The organism is Halosegnis marinus (genome assembly GCF_029338355.1).
GTDB classification, from domain to species: domain Archaea; phylum Halobacteriota; class Halobacteria; order Halobacteriales; family Haloarculaceae; genus Halosegnis; species Halosegnis marinus.
Genome location: NZ_CP119802.1, coordinates 1,978,346 through 1,993,385, shown reverse-complemented (window position 1 = coordinate 1,993,385; position 15,040 = coordinate 1,978,346). Strand labels below are relative to the sequence as shown.

The following is a 15,040-nucleotide window of genomic DNA, read 5'->3' as shown; positions in this document are numbered from 1 at the left end:
CGGCGAACCCGAAGCCACAAGCGCGCCCGCGACCCCCGTCCGGTATGGACGACCCGCTCTCGCGCTACGAGGGGCTGGTGGACGACTACGGGGCGTTCCGCGACGCCTGCGAGCGCCCGCTCCCGCAGGTCGTGCGGGTCAACACGCTGAAGGCGAGCGTCCCCCGGACGGTCCGCGCGCTCGACGAGGCCGGCATCGGCTACGAGCGCGTCGGCTGGAACGACACCCTCCTCGAACTCGACACGGACAAGCCGGGCAACACGTGGCCGTACGTCCACGGCTGGCTCTACGGGCAGGAGGAGGTATCCACGCTCCCGGGACTCGCCTGCGACCCCGAGCCCGGCGACCGGGTGTTCGACCCCTGTGCGGCACCGGGGTCGAAGACGACCCACCTCGCCGCGCTGATGGACGACGAGGGGCTGCTCGTCGCGAACGACTCCAACCTCGGGCGGCTGTCGGCGCTGCGCTCGAACACGGAGCGGTGCGGCCTCACGAACGTCGCCGTCACGAAGTCCGACGCGCGCAACTTCTCGCTGAAGCCGTTCGGCGGCGAGCGGTTCGACCGCGCCGTCGTGGACGTGCCCTGCTCCTGTGAGGGGACGATACGGAAGAACCCCGACGCGCTGGACGAGTGGACGCTGGACCACGTCGAGGGCGTCGCCGGCATCCAGAAGGGCATCCTGAACCGCGCCGTCGAGGTGACGAAGCCGGGGGGAACCGTCGTCTACTCGACGTGTACCTTCGCGCCCGAGGAGAACGAGGCCGTCCTCGACCACGCGCTCGCGAACCACGACGTCGAGGTCGTCGAGTACGACCTCCCGCTGGAAACGCGCCCCGGCGTGACCGAGTGGGAGGGCGACGAGTTCGACCCGAGCGTGGCGCGCGCGAAGCGCGTCTACCCCCACCACAACGACACTGGCGGCTTCTTCTGTGCGAAACTGGAGGTGGCCGGATGAGGGAGAACGACGGACATCGGTTCGGCCGCCTCCCCGCGACGGACGCCGACCGCGAGGTGGCGGACAGGCCCAGCCGCGAGGCCGTGGTCGCGTTCTGGCGCGACCGCTACGGGATTCCCGAGGACACGTGGGCCGACTACACCTTCTGGGAGCGCGGGTCCGGGAAGATATGGGCGTTCCGCGGGGAGGTGCCGTCGCCCGCCCGGATTCAGGGGCTCGGGATGGCCGTCCTCCGGACCGACGGCGAGCACTGGAAGCCGACGACGAACGCCGCCCAGCGGTTCGGCGGCCTCGCCACCGACTGCGTCATCCACCTCGACGAGGCCGAGGCGAAAGCGTTCCTCGCCGGCCACGACCGGACCATCGAGCGGTGGGACGGCGACTGGGGCTACCTCGTCGCGACCCACGACATCGGGGGGGCGCCCGAGCCCATCGGCGTCGGCCTCTACCTCCACGACGAACTCCGCTCGCAGATACCGAAGGGGACGCGGCGCGACCTCTAACGGTACGCTGATACGCCGCCCGCTCCGACTCGGGGTATGGACCGGACGTTCCTCGCCGTCTCCGCCGCCACCGTCGTCCTGCTCGCCGGCGGCGTCGCGGCGGGCGTCTTCCTCACCGACACGGGCGTCTTCGACGACCAGCCGCGCGTGGACGCCGCCGTCACCGGCTTCTCGGGCGGGAACGCGACCTGCGTCGACGAGCCCGCGACGGAGCCGCGCGTCACGGTCGGCGAGAACACGACCCGCGGGGCGTTCCTCATCCTCCGGGCCAACGTCACCGTCGGCTCGCCAGACACCCGCATCGAGAACGCCACGCTCCGCGAGACGGGGCTGGCGAACTACACGCTCACCTACGAGACGACCGGCGGGGGCGGGGCCTGTCCGAGCGGCGAGACGGCCGTCGCCTACACGCAGACGGTGTTCCAGCTCCCGCAGCGGAGCGACGCGCCGTTCGGCGTCACCGTCCTGCGCGGCGACGAGACGCTGTTCCGCCTGCGCAACGGCCCGAACGGCCTGCGCGTGGCGAACGCGTCGGCCTAGTCCTTCGCGCGGAGCGTCCCGCCCGACAGCCCCTCCCACTCGACCCGGTAGCCGAGCCGCGACAGCGCGGCGCTCGCGTCGTCGATGCCGCGCGCGTCGAGCAGTGCCTCGGCGTCCGAGAGCGCCATTCCGGCCTCTATCTCCCCGGCCAGCGCGTCGAGGACGGCGGGCCGCACGAGCGTCCGCCCGACCCGCTCGTGGTCGGGAAAGCGCTTGTCCTCGACCGCGGCCTCGCTCACGCCGCGGGCGTCGGCGACCTCGGCGAGCGTCGTCACGTCGGCGTCGGGGACGAGGTCGTCGGGCAGGTCGTCGGCCGCGTCGGCAACGAGGTCGGCCTCGTACCCGCGCAGCGCCGCGACCACGTCCTTCACGCGAACCGTTCCCGAGTACGGAATCGCGCCGTCGGTGAGCGCCGCGACCTCCTCGCCGACGCCGAGCGACTCGTCCACCGCGACGAGGAAGGCCACGTCCTCCAGGTCGGCGAACCGCGAGAGCTTCTTCTCGACGTACTCCGGGGTCCAGAAGCCCATCACCTCGAAGAACACCCGGAAGTCGGCGTGCGCGTAGTCGAACGCGAAGTCGGGGATAACGACGTGTTCGCCCGCCGCCAGCGGCTCCGGCTCGCGCGACAGGTCCCAGTCGAGGTCGAGCGAGCGAAAGCGGGCCGCGAAGTCCGCCTCGACGCCCGAGTCGAACGTCATCTCCGTCACCGGCTCGACGCCCGGCACGGACACGTCCCCGGCCGAGAGCCGGAGGGTGCGCTCGGTGCCGCGGTCGTCGATAGTGGCCTCCAGCGACCACTCCGCCGCGCCCGCGACCGTCCGCAGCAGGCGCGCGAACCGCGTCCCGTAGCGGCGCGACCGGCGGAACAGCGCGTCCGGCCCGGTGACGACGACCTCGCGGCCGTCGTCGGTGCGGCGTATCTCGTACAGGAGGCGCAGGCGCTTGACGGCCGAAACGAGCGTCGCGGGGTCGGCGGAGCGCACCCGGACTTCCGTCGCGTCGAACAGCGCCGTCTGCGCGAGCGAGAGGTCGTACTGCTCGCACAGGCCGTCGGAGTCCCACCGCGGGTCGAAGTCGGCCAGCACTTCGTTCACCTCGCGGTCGGCGTACAGCGACGCCTCGACCGCGCTCCGCTCGACGCGGAGGCGGTCCGCGGCCGAATCGAGCGCGGCCGCGCGGTCGGACTCGGCGACGACGCCCACCTCCTCGGCGGCCTCGAAGACGACGCGGCGGACGCGCTCGGGGTCGACCGGCGCGCGCGTCTCGAAGGCGGCCTCCCGTTCCAGTAGCTTCGCGAAGCCGCGCACGAGTTTGAAGTCCTCGGCCTCGCGTTCGAGGGATTCGAGCGCGCCGTCGAGCGTACCGCGCGTCTCGCCGACGTGGTCGCGGTAGGTGTCGAGGACGCGCGCCGCGAGGTCGCGGGCCGCGGGGTCGGCGCCGACGAACTCCGGACGGTAGCCGCCGCCCGCGCGCGACACGCGGAGGAGGTCCTTCGTCAGCATCAGCGCCTCCGCGCGGCGACGCGCTCCTCGCTCGTCTCCTCGGTCACCAGTTCGTACAGCGTCGCGCGGCCGCCGTCGGCCTTCGGCCGGAGGACGCGGCCCAGCCGCTGGGTGAACTCCCGCTCGCTCCCGGAGCCGGAGAGCACGACGGCGACGTTGGCGTCGGGCACGTCCACCCCCTCGTCGAGGACGTTCGCGGTCACGACCCGCGAGTAGGTGCCGTCGCGGAACCGTTCGAGTATCTCCCGGCGCTCCGCGGTGCCCGTCTCGTTCGTGATGGCGGGCACCAGAAAGCGCTCGGAGAGCCGGTAGACGAGGTCCGTGTAGGCGGTGAAGACGATGACCCGGTCGTCGGCGTGGCGGTCGAGCAGGTCGGCCAGCCGCTCGACCTTCGCGTCCGCGTAGGCGGTCACCTCGCGGGCGCGTTGCTTGGCGAGGAGCGCCTCGCGCGCCTCGGGGTCGTTCCCCGACCGCATCACGAGCTTCCGGTAGTCCGCCCCCTCGGTGAGCGTGATGTTCGACCGCCGGAGGTAGTCCGTGAACGTGCCCTGTTCCCGCTCGTAGCGCTCGCGCTCCTCGGGGGTGAGTCCGACCTCGATACGCCGGATGTCGTAGGGCGCGAGGTGGTCGCCCGCGAGGTCGTCGGCGTCGAGGTCGTAGACGAGGGGGCCGACCAGTTCCGCGATGGCCTCGTGGGCGCCGTCGGGGCGCTCGAACGTCGCCGTGAGGCCGAGGCGCTCGGGCGCGGCGAACAGCCGGCCGATGTCGCGGTACCCCTCGCCGCCGAGGTGGTGGACCTCGTCGAGGACGAGCAGGCCGAAGCGGTCGCCGAGTTCGTCCGCGCGGAGGTACGCGGAGTCGTACGTGGCGACGGTGAGCGGTTCGACGCGCTGCTCGCCGCCGCCGAGTTGGCCCACGGGAACGTCGAACTCCGCGCGGAGTTCCCGCCGCCACTGCTCCAGCAGGTCGATGGTGGGGACGACGACGAGCGTCGGGGTCGCCCGCGCCTCGATGGCCCCGATGGCGATGACGGTCTTGCCGCTCCCGGTCGGGAGTTCGAGGACGCCCCGGCGGTCGGCGCGCTCCCACGCGTCGAGCGCGTCCCGCTGGTAGTCGCGCAGGTCGTAGTCGGAGGCGAGCGGCGGCAGGTCCGGAAGCGAGAGGACGCGGTCGTCCACGTCGGTGTCGAGCGGGCGGAGGGCGTCGCGCACCTGCGCGTAGCGGTAGGCGGGGGCGCGCCCGGACTCCGAGCGGGCGTCGCGCTCGACGCCGGGGAGGGGGACGCCGGGGTCGCCGTCGACCCGTATGGTGCCCTCGTCGTACGTGAGCCGCACGCCGTGCATGGCCCGAATCCGGCGTCGCCTCGTATAAGTCCGCCGTCGCCGGGTCACCGCGCGGCGATGGGGGCGTCGAGGACTGCACCCGGCGCGTCTCGATGGGTGCGGTCGCGTTCGCCCGACGGCGCCCGCCGGTTCCCGTATGTGCCGACCCTCGCTCCGGGCGCGGGGTAACGCCGGGCTACGGGCCGGTACCCGCGTCGTAACGAAGTGGGCGTGGACGGTGCGTCGGGCATGGTCGCGCCGTCCGCGGTCGCCGCGTTCCCCGCACAGCTGTTCAGCGGCGAGTTCCTGGAGTGGGCGCTCGCCTTCTTCGTCCTCGCCGTGCTGGCGTGGGCCGTCGGCGCGCGCGGCATCGCGGGTATCAGCATGGAGATCGCCCGCCTGCTCGTGCTCGTCTTCCTCGTCCTCGCGCTCCTGACGCTGGTCCTGTAGCCGGCCCGGTCGGACGGTTTCTACACCCTTATACGCCCGAGAGCCCTCCGTGCGCGTATGAGCGAGGAGCAGGCCGCCGAGGCCGACGACGCCGAACGCGAGGAGCCGACGGCCGACCCGGACGCGGAACTCGTCGAGCGCGTCGCCGGGGCGGACCCCGAGGAGACGGCCCGCGAGATAGCCGCGCTCCGCGACCGCGTCGCGGACCTGGAGTCGGCCCTCGACGCCGAGCGCGACGAGGTGGCGGAGCTGGAGGACAAGCTGAAGCGCAAGCAGGCGGACTTCCAGAACTTCAAGAAGCGGCGGCAGAAGAAGGCCGAGGAGGAGCGCCGCCGCGCGACCGAGGACCTCGTCGAGCGCCTGCTCGACGTGCGCGACAACCTCGTGCGCGCGCTCGACCAGGACGAGGACGTGGATATCCGCGACGGCGTCGAAACGACGCTGCGCGGCTTCGAGGAGGTGCTCGCCGAGGAGGGCGTCGAGGCCATCGAACCCGAGTCGGGGACCGAACTCGACCCCGTGCGCCACGAGGTGCTGATGCGCGTCGAGAGCGACGCCGAGGCCGGGACCGTCGCGGACCTCCACCGGCCAGGCTACGAGATGGCGGGGAAGGTACTGCGCCCGGCGCAGGTGACGGTCGCGGACGACTAGCGGTTCTGTTTATACGTGACGGTCGTCCCGGCGGGGGGCGAGGCAAACCGCACGAGGGCGTGGGGTGGCGGTTCCGCGCGTGTCGGACTATCACGCAACTTTTAATCGCGTTTGCCCGCTAACGGCGGGCAAGATGGCGAGCAACAAGATTCTCGGTATCGACCTCGGTACCACGAACTCGGCGTTCGCGGTGATGGAGGGTGGCGACCCCGAGATCATCGTGAACGGCGAGGGCGACCGCACCACCGCGTCCGTGGTCGCCTTCACCGACGACGGCGAGCGGCTCGTCGGCAAGCCCGCGAAGAACCAGGCCGTCCAGAACCCCGAACGGACCATCCAGTCCATCAAGCGGCACATGGGCGAGGACGGCTACACCGTGGACATCGAGGGCGAGGAGTACACGCCCGAGCAGATCTCCGCGATGATCCTCCAGAAGATCAAGCGCGACGCCGAGGAGTACCTCGGCGACGACGTGGAGAAGGCGGTCATCACCGTCCCCGCGTACTTCAACGACCGCCAGCGGCAGGCGACGAAGGACGCCGGCGAGATCGCCGGCTTCGAGGTCGAGCGCATCGTCAACGAGCCGACCGCCGCGTCGATGGCGTACGGGCTCGACGACGAGACGGACCAGACCGTCCTCGTGTACGACCTCGGCGGCGGGACGTTCGACGTCTCCATCCTCGACCTCGGCGGCGGCGTCTACGAGGTCGTCGCCACGAACGGGGACAACGACCTCGGGGGCGACGACTGGGACGAGGCGCTCATCGACCACCTCGCCGACGAGTTCGAGGCCGAACACGGCATCGACCTCCGCGACGACCGGCAGGCGCTCCAGCGGCTGAAGGACGCCGCCGAGGAGGCGAAGATAGAGCTCTCCAGCCGGAAGGAGACGACCGTCACGCTCCCCTTCATCGCGGCCGACGACTCCGGCCCGAAGGACCTCGAACAGAAGGTGACGCGCGCGACGTTCGAGTCGCTCACCTCCGACCTCATCGAGCGCACCGTCGAGCCGACGGAGCAGGCGCTCTCGGACGCCGGCTACTCGAAGTCCGACATCGACGAGGTCATCCTCGTCGGCGGCTCCACCCGGATGCCGCAGGTCCAGGAGCGCGTCGAGGACCTCACCGGCCAGTCGCCGAAGAAGAACGTCAACCCCGACGAGGCCGTCGCGCTCGGCGCCGCCATCCAGGGCGGCGTCCTCTCGGGCGACGTGGACGACATCGTCCTGCTCGACGTGACCCCGCTCTCGCTCGGTATCGAGGTGAAGGGCGGCCTCTTCGAGCGGCTCATCGAGAAGAACACCACCATCCCGACCGAGGAGTCGAAGATATTCACCACGGCCGCGGACAGCCAGACGCAGGTGCAGGTGCGCGTCTTCCAGGGCGAGCGCGAGATCGCCGACCAGAACGAACTGCTCGGCGAGTTCCAGCTCACCGGCATCCCGCCGGCCCCGGCCGGAACGCCGCAGATCGAGGTGACGTTCAACATCGACGAGAACGGCATCGTCAACGTCGAGGCCGAGGACCAGGGTTCGGGCAACGCCGAGTCCATCACCATCGAGGGCGGCGCCGGCCTCTCCGACGAGCAGATAGAGGAGATGCAGGAGGAAGCCGAACAGCACGCCGAGGAGGACCAGAAGCGCCGCGAGTTCGTCGAGGCACGCAACGAGGCCGAGAGCGCGGTCCAGCGCGCCGAGACCCTCATCGAGGAGAACGAGGAGAACGTCGACGCCGAGGTCATCGAGGACATCGAGGCCGAGATCGAGCGCGTCGAGGAGGCGCTCGAGGAGTACGCCGAGGTCGACACCGACGAACTAGACACGGCCTCCGAGGCGCTCACCTCCGCGACCGAGAGCCTCACCGAACAGCTCCAGGAGATCGGCAAGCAGATGTACCAGCAGCAGGCCGAACAGCAGCAGGCCGCCGGCGGCGCCGGCATGGGCGGCATGGGCGGTGCCGGTCCGGGCGGCGCCGGTCCGCAGGGCGAGCCCGGCGACGACGACGAGTACGTCGACGCCGACTTCGAGGACGTCGAAGACGAGAGCGACGAGGAGTAACGGCCCGACGGTCGCCGCCGGTTTCCGCTTTTTTCGACATCGATGGCGAGCGCCGCGAGCGCCCGCGCCGACCGCTCACTCCGCCTCGTGGAGCCGTTCGCCGCGGTGGAGCCGCGTGGCGATGGAGAACGTCTGCTCGTTCGAGCGGCGCGTCGGGAAGTGCGCGGCCATGTAGCGGGCCGGCGCGACGAGCGCGAGGCGTCGTTCCGCGTCCGGCGCGTCCCGTGCCGTCAGCGCGTCGAACCGCTCGAACCCCCACGTGACGTTCTGGACGGTGTGGAAGCCGGCGTCCTCCCGCAGGAGGCCCCGCCCCATCGTCCGCTTGAGGTCGGCGGGGTCGCCGCCGGCGTCGAAGTGCTCGGAGACGAGGTCGGCCGCGCGGTTCACCTGCCCCTGCCGGTCGAAGCAGTCGAGCAGCTCCTCGCGTATCGCGGCGGGGTCGCGCTCCGAGTCGCCCGGCTCGGGGGTCGGCGCCCGTGGGCTGTTGAGGAACCGGTCGAGGTACACCGAGACGGCGGCGTCGAAACACCCCCGGTAGAGGAGGTCGGTGTCGGCGCGCTTCGTCGCCTCGTACACCGCGTTCGCGTACGAGAACGTGTGGTGGACGGTGTTCCAGTCGCCGAACTCGTTGTTCGTGGCGAACCACGCGACCCGGCGGGTGGCGGCCCGGACGACGGCGTCCGCGAGTTCGGTCCGGGTCGCACCCTCGCGGATGGCCCCCGTGAGCGCGTCCACGATGGCCTCGGGGTCGTCGCCGAGCAGGGTGTCGAGGAAGCCGTCCGGCTCGTCCCACGTCCGCCCCTCGCCCGCGGCGACACAGTCGTCGAGGCGGTCGTGCGCGTCGAAACAGAGGCCGGCGACGTCTATCGGGTCGCGCCACGACGACAGTTCCTCCGAGCGGGTCGCGTCCGTCAACCGGTCCACCGTCGAGGCGAGCACCTTCGCGGCGTTCGACTCCTCGGCGCTCACATCGCCCCGCTCGCGTGTCGCGTTCGCTCCCGCTCGCTCGTCCGGGACGCTCCGCGCCCCCGCCCACCCGATTCGGTCCAGCGTCGCGAACGCGGTGTTGAGGAAGTCGAGCGTGTGACCCGAATCGAGGTACAGCGAGTCGGTCGCGGCCGCGAAGACGATGTCGGCCACCTCCGTCGGGTCGAGACACGCGACCGCGGTGAGCAGACACCGCTCCGCGCCGTCGGCGTCGCGCACCTCGACGCTGTCGCGGAACCACGACTCGAGCCTCTCCTTCGGGAGGTCGGGGTTGTCGAAGGCGTACTGCCGGAAGCGCGGCGGCTCGCCCGCGCAGTCGTCGGCCGTCTCGCGCACGCCGAGGAACATCGCCCGGCGCGTGTCGCGCCCGCCGACGTGGTCGGCGAGCAGGGCGGTACAGCCGAGCGTGGTCAGGCCGCTCCCCCACCCGCCCGCGCGGTACTTCGTCCCGAAGTTCACGGCCGTCTCGACGGGCGTGTGGAAGGCCTCGCCCTCGTCGTCTAGTCCGATGACCGCCTTCGCCATCACGAGCGAGAGGTTCTCGTTGAGGCCGTCCGCGAGGCGGTTGCGCCAGTGGACCGCCTCCGAAACGTCGCGGGGCGGGTCCGGGTCGAGGTACACCTCGCCGTCGCGCACCTCGGTCGGGAACGTCTGCACGTCGTCGGCCCACGGGTCGAACGTGTCGCCCGCCGCCAGTTCGAAGCGGGCGTGGTGCCAGTGGCAGGTGAGCACGCCCTCCTCGACGGTGCCCTCGGAGAGCGGGAACCCCATGTGGGGACACCTGTTGTCGACGGCGTACACCTCGCCCTCGTGGTGGAACAGCGCGACCGCGCGGCCGTCCTCCTGGACGACGTCGTGGCCGGCGTCCGCGAGGTCGGACAGCGACGCGACGGGGACCATTCGCTCGGTGGACATGCGTGTTCACACGGCCCACGGGGACTTCACTGCTCGCTGAAGCGCGTTGTTGTACGCGGACCGACAGCTACGCGGGCCGCTCGACGCCCGCGATGCGGAGACGGACGCCGTCCTCGTAGCCGGCGTCGATGTCCACGGTCCAGCCGTGGACGCCGGCGAGCGTGCGCACGTTCGGGAGCAACATGCCGGCCGCGGCCGAGGGGACGGCCGCGCTGTAGTCGAACGCCGCCTCGACCCGTTCGGCGGAGACGGTGTCGCCGTCGGTCGTCAGCGTGAGTTCGTCGCCGTCGAGTTCGATCCGGAGCGTCGTCCCGCCCGTAACGCGGGCGAACTCGACGACCGCGGCGAACAGCTCGCAGAGACGGTCGGGGTCGGCCGACACCGACCCCTCGGCGTCGACCGCGAGCGCCATGTCGCCGGTGTCCGTCCGCTCCCACGCCCGCCGGACGGCCTCGTCCACATCGCACGGCACCGTGTCGTCGAGCGTCTGGCCGTACCGGGCGAGCGTCGTCAGGTCGCCGACCACGCCGCGCATCCGGTCGGTCGCGCGTTCGGCCGTTTCGAGGGGCTCGACGACGTCGGGGTCGTCGGTCCGCTCGCGGGCGAGCGCGGTGTGGCCCTCGACGATGCTCACGGCGTTTCGGAGCTCGTGGTCCACGGCCGCGGCGAAGTCGTCGAGCTGGGCGTTCTGCCGGGCCAACTCCCGGCGCTGTCGTTCGAGGTCGGTCACGTCGGCGAGGACGAGCACGCGCCCGACGCCCGCGGCGCCGACGGCGAGGGAGTTCGACCGCCGGACGTAGTGGCGGGTCCCGCCGTCCACCTCGGCGGTTACGACGCCGGTGTCGCCGGCCGGCCCGGCGAGCGTCGGGGCCACCTCGGCGAGCGGCTCCCCGCCCCCGTCGGCGAGCGCGGGGAACGCCGCGCGGGCGGCCGCGTTCGACTCCACCAGCCGGTCCTCCGTGTCGAGGACGAGCACCGCGTCGTCGATCTCGTCGAGCAGTTGGTCGCGGCCGAACCGCCGGACGGCGAGGAACTTCTCCTCCACGAAGTAGAGCGCGCCGACGGCGAACAGCGCCACCCCGAGCGGCTCGTACCCCAGGTCGAGCAGCGGGAGGTCCACGAGGGCGGAGGCCACGCCCGGGACGACCGGGAAGGCCGCGAGCGCGACGATCACCCACAGCGACCGGGACCGGTAGTCCGTCCGCCGAAGCGTCCGGTAGAGGAGGAGGAAGCCGTAGCCGGCGAGCAGGTACGCCGTCGCGGTCACGGCCCAGTCGAGCGGGAGCCGCGTCACGGCCAGGTGGGGGAACGGCTCGGTGCGGAGCGTCGCGGCGAAGTACTGCCCGTGGAGCGGGTTCGTGACCTTCACCGCGACGACGAGCGCGTAGAAGCCGACGGCGACGGCGCGGACGCGGACGTCGCGGTGCAGGTCGCGCCCCGCGTACGCCGAACAGAAGGAGAGCCACGCGCCCACGCCGGCGAAGCCGAGGACGAGGCCGAGCGTGTAGAGGTCGCGCTTGAGCGCGGCCCCGTCCACGAACACCTGCGCCGCGCCGACGGCCGCCCAGACCCCCGAAACGAGGAGCAGCGCCGCGAGACCGCGCCGGGTGTCCGACTCGGCGACGAGGCGCGTCCGCGGCACCACGGCGACACACAGGACGGCCGTCGCGGCGAACAGCGCCACGTAGCCGACCCGGAGCGGATCCATACCTTGTATAGCAGACAGTACCTATTTGTATCTCCTTCGGCCGTTCCGGCGGTTGTCCGTCGCCCCGGACCCGTTCCTTTCAAACGTCTCGACGGATAACGACGGGTAACGAATGAGCGAGGACTTCTACGACGTGCTCGGGGTCTCGCGCGACGCCTCCGAGGACGAGATAAAGCAGGCGTACCGCGAGAAGGCGCGGGAGTACCACCCGGACGTCTCCGACGACCCGAACGCCGAGGAGAAGTTCAAGAAGGCCAAGAAGGCCAAGGAGGTGCTCACCGACGACGAGAAGCGCCGGATGTACGACCAGGTCGGCCACGAGCGGTTCGAGCAGGCCGACAAGCGCGGGGCGACCGGCGGCGGGGGCGGCGGCATGGGCGGCGGGAACCCCTTCGGCGGCGGCGGGGGCGGCATGGGCGGGATGAACGACATCTTCGAACAGTTCTTCGGCGGGGGGGCCGGCGGCAACCGCAACGGTCCGCGACAGGGCCAGGATCTCCGCACGCGGATGACCGTCTCGCTCGAAGCCGCCTACGAGGGCATCACGCGGGAGTTCAGCGTCACGCGCCCCGAGGCGTGTCCCGACTGCGACGGCGCGGGCCACCCCCCCGAGGCCGACGCGGAGACCTGCCCGGAGTGTAACGGGCAGGGCCAGACCACGCGCGTCCAGCAGACGCCGCTCGGCCGCGTCCAGCAGACCCAGACCTGTCGGCGCTGCGAGGGCGAGGGGACGCTCTACTCCGAGACGTGTTCGACCTGCGGCGGCGACGGCCGTGTCCAGCGCGAGGCCACCCTGCAGGTGGACGTGCCCGCGGGCATCCGCGACGGGCAGAGCCTCCGGATGAGCGGCGAGGGCGCGCCCGGCGAGAACAACGGCCCGAACGGCGACCTGCTCATCGAGGTGGGCGTCGAGCCGCACCCGGACTTCGAGCGTGACGGCGACGACCTCCACTACGACGCCGCGGTCTCCTTCCCGAAGGCCGTCTTCGGGGCGACGATAGAGGTGCCGACGCTCGACGGGCCCGTCGAGATGGACCTCAACGCCGGCACGCAGTCGGGCGAACGGCTCCGCCTGCAGGGGAAGGGGATGCCCCACCTGCGCGGGCGCGGGAGCGGCGACCTCTACGTCACCGTGCAGGTCGTCACCCCGACCGACCTCAACGAGGAGCAGAAGGAGGCGCTGGAGGCGTTCGCCGAGGCCGGCGGCGAGGAGGTCGACGTCGAGGAGGGGTTCTTCGAGAAGATCAAGAACTCCTTCTGACTCCCCCGAGCGTGCGAACTAGGTAGCACGATTCGCCCCGAAACCGCACGACAGCGGACGAGTCTCGGAACCCGGGACTCAGCGTCTCTTTATATCGTCTCCGTCGTCGTCCCTACAGTCGTAAGGTGAGCAAAATGGTAGCCAATCAACCCAACGTGTTCGAGAGCCGCCTCGGCGGCGTGACTGTCCGCGGGAAGGCCCACAGCCTGTCGGCGTGGTTCGTCCTCGCGCTGCGGCTGATGATGGGGATAGCGTTCCTCTACGCGGGTATCGAGAAGGTGCTGACCGCCGGGTGGAGCGCGCAGGGCTACCTGCAGTTCGCCGCGGCGACGAACGGGAACCCCCTCGAAGGGCTGTTCCTCTGGATGGGGACGACCCCGTGGTTCGTCGACTTCGCGAACGTCGCGGTCCCGTGGGGTGAGGTCCTCATCGGTCTCGGCCTCATCGTCGGCCTCGCGACCCGCCTCGCCGCGTTCTTCGGCGCGTTCATGATGCTCATGTTCTACTTCGGGAACTGGAGCATCGAACACGGCGTCATCAACGGCGACTTCGCGTACATGCTCGTGTTCCTCGCGGTCGCGGCGTTCGGCGCCGGCCGCATCCTCGGGCTGGACGCGCTGGTCGAGCAGTACGAGGTCGGCGGGACCCCGCTGCTGGAGAAGTACCCGGCGCTCGACCTCGTCCTCGGCTGAGGGGACGACCCCGCCCGCGGTTCCCTTTTACTCGGCGTACAGCGAATAGAGGATGACGAGGAAACCCGCCGTCGTGAGCGCGGTCTCGACGACGAGGACCCACGCCATCTCCACGCGCAACACCTGGTCCGCGACCCCGGACAGCATGGTGCCGAACGTGACGATACCGAAGCCGAGCGCCAGCGCGCCGATGGGGCGCGCCCGTGTCCGCCGATAGGCGCGCGCCGCGAAGTACGTCACCAGCCCCCCGACGACCACGAGGACCGTCTTCAGCGCGACGAGGAGCGTCAGCGCGAGCCCGCCCGAGGCGGTCATACCTCGCGGCGCACCTCCGCCCACATCGACGCCAACTGCGCGTCGGGCGCGTCCGGGCGCACGACCTCGACGCCGAGCGTGCGCCGCTCGGAGAACTCGACCACGACCGACTCGAACGCCACCCGGTAGCGGGTGGTGTGGTGGCCGTCGGCGCGGACGCGCGTCTCCTCGGCCAGCAGCGACGCCTCGGACAGGCGGCCCAGCTTCCGGTAGGCGGTCGAGCGGGCGATGTCGCACGCCTCGGCGACCTCGGCGGCGGACATCGGCTCCTCCAACCGTTCGAGGATGGTCCGCGCGTCCGGGTCGTCCAGCGCGTCGAGCACGGTCCCGGTGTCGGGCGCGTCGGACATGAGATTGAGACGACTAGCGACCGACATAAACGTTCCCCGCCGGCCGTGCCCTTTTCGCGCCGCCGCGCCTACCCCCGGTATGGCAGACGACGGACGGGCGACCGTCCTCCGCGACGTGCTCGCGCGCGACCGACGCTCGGACGCGCTCGCCCACCGCCACGACCCGAGCGGCCGGAGCTACGACTACCGGCGCTTCCTCACGACGGCGTGGAAGGCCGGCCTCTTCCTCCGCAACGAGGGCGTCCGGGGCGGCATGGCCGTCGCCGTCGCGGCCGACCCCGTGCCCGAGGCGCTGCTCTCCTTCCTCGGCGCGGGCCTGCTCGGCGCGACCGTCGAGTTCGAGCCCGCGACGCTGGAGGGCGTGAAGGCGCTCGTCGTCCCGACCGCCCGACTCGGCGAGTTCGACGCCGGGCCGAGCACCCGCCGCGTGGGCTACGGGGCGGAGCCGTCCGACCCCCCCGTCGCCTACTGGGAGCGCGACGTGTGGAGCGAGAACCCGACGCTGCCGCCGGACCGCCCCGCCACCGACGACCCCCTGCTCCGGGTCGGGGAGGACGTGTACAGCCACGCCGACCTCGTGGGGACGGCCGTCGCGTTCGCGGACGAGCACGACCTCGGCCCGGGCGACGAGGTGGCGATACGCGCGCCCCTCGCGCATCCGGGTGTCGTCGCGGGCGGCCTGCTCGCGCCGCTCGTCGCGGGCGCGACCGTCGTCGTGCCGGACGGCGACACCGAGACCGACCTCGGGGTCGGCGCGGGGCCGGACGGCGTCACGGTCGCCCCCGACGACGTGCTGTAGGGCGCGAAGGTTTTTGTCGTCGCCGGGGAA

General features: G+C 71.7%; 15 protein-coding genes. 9 read left to right on the top strand and 6 right to left on the bottom strand.

Translation table 11 applies throughout. The features are described from left to right. Positions 1-44 precede the first annotated feature (44 nt). From P2T37_RS11035 to P2T37_RS11025, 3 genes are read left to right on the top strand one after another with little or no spacing between them, the layout of a single operon-like run. Positions 45-956, top strand: a complete 912-nt coding sequence (locus P2T37_RS11035) for an RsmB/NOP family class I SAM-dependent RNA methyltransferase (RefSeq protein ID WP_276233991.1) — start codon at positions 45-47, stop codon at positions 954-956. After that, entirely contained in the window at positions 953-1,459 is a 507-nt protein-coding gene (locus P2T37_RS11030) for a DUF7122 family protein (RefSeq protein WP_276233990.1), read from the top strand. The genes P2T37_RS11035 and P2T37_RS11030 overlap by 4 nt, the downstream gene beginning before the upstream one ends. A gap of 36 nt (positions 1,460-1,495) precedes the next feature. Beyond that, the gene (locus P2T37_RS11025; protein ID WP_276233989.1) at positions 1,496-1,999 is read left to right on the top strand and encodes a hypothetical protein; all 504 of its coding nucleotides are present in this window, start codon (positions 1,496-1,498) and stop codon (positions 1,997-1,999) included. Here the strand turns inward: P2T37_RS11025 and P2T37_RS11020 are convergent. Continuing rightward, the gene (locus P2T37_RS11020) at positions 1,996-3,504 is read right to left on the bottom strand and encodes a DUF790 family protein (RefSeq protein WP_276233988.1); all 1,509 of its coding nucleotides are present in this window, start codon (positions 3,502-3,504) and stop codon (positions 1,996-1,998) included. The genes P2T37_RS11025 and P2T37_RS11020 overlap by 4 nt on opposite strands. Next, positions 3,504-4,847: a DEAD/DEAH box helicase gene (locus P2T37_RS11015; RefSeq protein WP_276233987.1), complete on the bottom strand. Its 1,344-nt coding sequence runs from the start codon at positions 4,845-4,847 to the stop codon at positions 3,504-3,506. The genes P2T37_RS11020 and P2T37_RS11015 overlap by 1 nt, the downstream gene beginning before the upstream one ends. Before the next feature lie 228 nt (positions 4,848-5,075). Here P2T37_RS11015 and P2T37_RS11010 point away from each other — a divergent pair, with 228 nt between their 5' ends. The 3 genes from P2T37_RS11010 (at position 5,076) to dnaK (ending at position 7,983) form a co-directional block, all read left to right on the top strand. Continuing rightward, positions 5,076-5,276, top strand: a complete 201-nt coding sequence (locus P2T37_RS11010; RefSeq protein ID WP_276233986.1) for a DUF1328 family protein — start codon at positions 5,076-5,078, stop codon at positions 5,274-5,276. A gap of 57 nt (positions 5,277-5,333) precedes the next feature. Further along, positions 5,334-5,927, top strand: coding sequence for a nucleotide exchange factor GrpE (locus tag P2T37_RS11005; protein ID WP_276233985.1), 594 nt, complete (start codon positions 5,334-5,336; stop codon positions 5,925-5,927). A 133-nt stretch (positions 5,928-6,060) separates the two neighbouring features. After that, the gene (dnaK, locus tag P2T37_RS11000; RefSeq protein WP_276233984.1) at positions 6,061-7,983 is read left to right on the top strand and encodes a molecular chaperone DnaK; all 1,923 of its coding nucleotides are present in this window, start codon (positions 6,061-6,063) and stop codon (positions 7,981-7,983) included. A 75-nt stretch (positions 7,984-8,058) separates the two neighbouring features. Here dnaK and P2T37_RS10995 read toward each other — a convergent pair whose 3' ends face one another. Beyond that, positions 8,059-9,885 (bottom strand): Rieske (2Fe-2S) protein, encoded by a 1,827-nt coding sequence (locus P2T37_RS10995; RefSeq protein WP_276233983.1) that lies wholly within the window; start codon positions 9,883-9,885, stop codon positions 8,059-8,061. Positions 9,886-9,952: 67 nt separating this feature from the next. Beyond that, on the bottom strand, positions 9,953-11,593 hold the full coding sequence (locus P2T37_RS10990) for a sensor histidine kinase (protein ID WP_276233982.1): 1,641 nt from the start codon (positions 11,591-11,593) through the stop codon (positions 9,953-9,955). A gap of 112 nt (positions 11,594-11,705) precedes the next feature. Here P2T37_RS10990 and dnaJ point away from each other — a divergent pair, with 112 nt between their 5' ends. Both dnaJ and P2T37_RS10980 read left to right on the top strand, forming a co-directional pair. Then, positions 11,706-12,854, top strand: coding sequence for a molecular chaperone DnaJ (dnaJ, locus tag P2T37_RS10985; protein WP_276233981.1), 1,149 nt, complete (start codon positions 11,706-11,708; stop codon positions 12,852-12,854). Positions 12,855-12,988: 134 nt separating this feature from the next. Beyond that, positions 12,989-13,546 carry a DoxX family protein gene (locus tag P2T37_RS10980; RefSeq protein WP_276233980.1) on the top strand — a complete coding sequence of 186 codons (558 nt, stop codon included), beginning with the start codon at positions 12,989-12,991 and terminating at the stop codon, positions 13,544-13,546. Positions 13,547-13,573: 27 nt separating this feature from the next. Here P2T37_RS10980 and P2T37_RS10975 read toward each other — a convergent pair whose 3' ends face one another. Together P2T37_RS10975 and P2T37_RS10970 are read right to left on the bottom strand one after the other, a co-directional pair. Continuing rightward, positions 13,574-13,861 carry a DUF7521 family protein gene (locus P2T37_RS10975; protein ID WP_276233979.1) on the bottom strand — a complete coding sequence of 96 codons (288 nt, stop codon included), beginning with the start codon at positions 13,859-13,861 and terminating at the stop codon, positions 13,574-13,576. Then, positions 13,858-14,211, bottom strand: a complete 354-nt coding sequence (locus P2T37_RS10970) for a winged helix-turn-helix domain-containing protein (RefSeq protein WP_276233978.1) — start codon at positions 14,209-14,211, stop codon at positions 13,858-13,860. Before P2T37_RS10970 ends, P2T37_RS10975 begins: the two co-directional genes overlap by 4 nt. A 79-nt stretch (positions 14,212-14,290) precedes the next feature. Here P2T37_RS10970 and P2T37_RS10965 point away from each other — a divergent pair, with 79 nt between their 5' ends. Next, the gene (locus tag P2T37_RS10965) at positions 14,291-15,010 is read left to right on the top strand and encodes an acyl-CoA synthetase family protein (RefSeq protein WP_276233977.1); all 720 of its coding nucleotides are present in this window, start codon (positions 14,291-14,293) and stop codon (positions 15,008-15,010) included. The last annotated feature ends 30 nt before the right edge of the window (positions 15,011-15,040 follow it).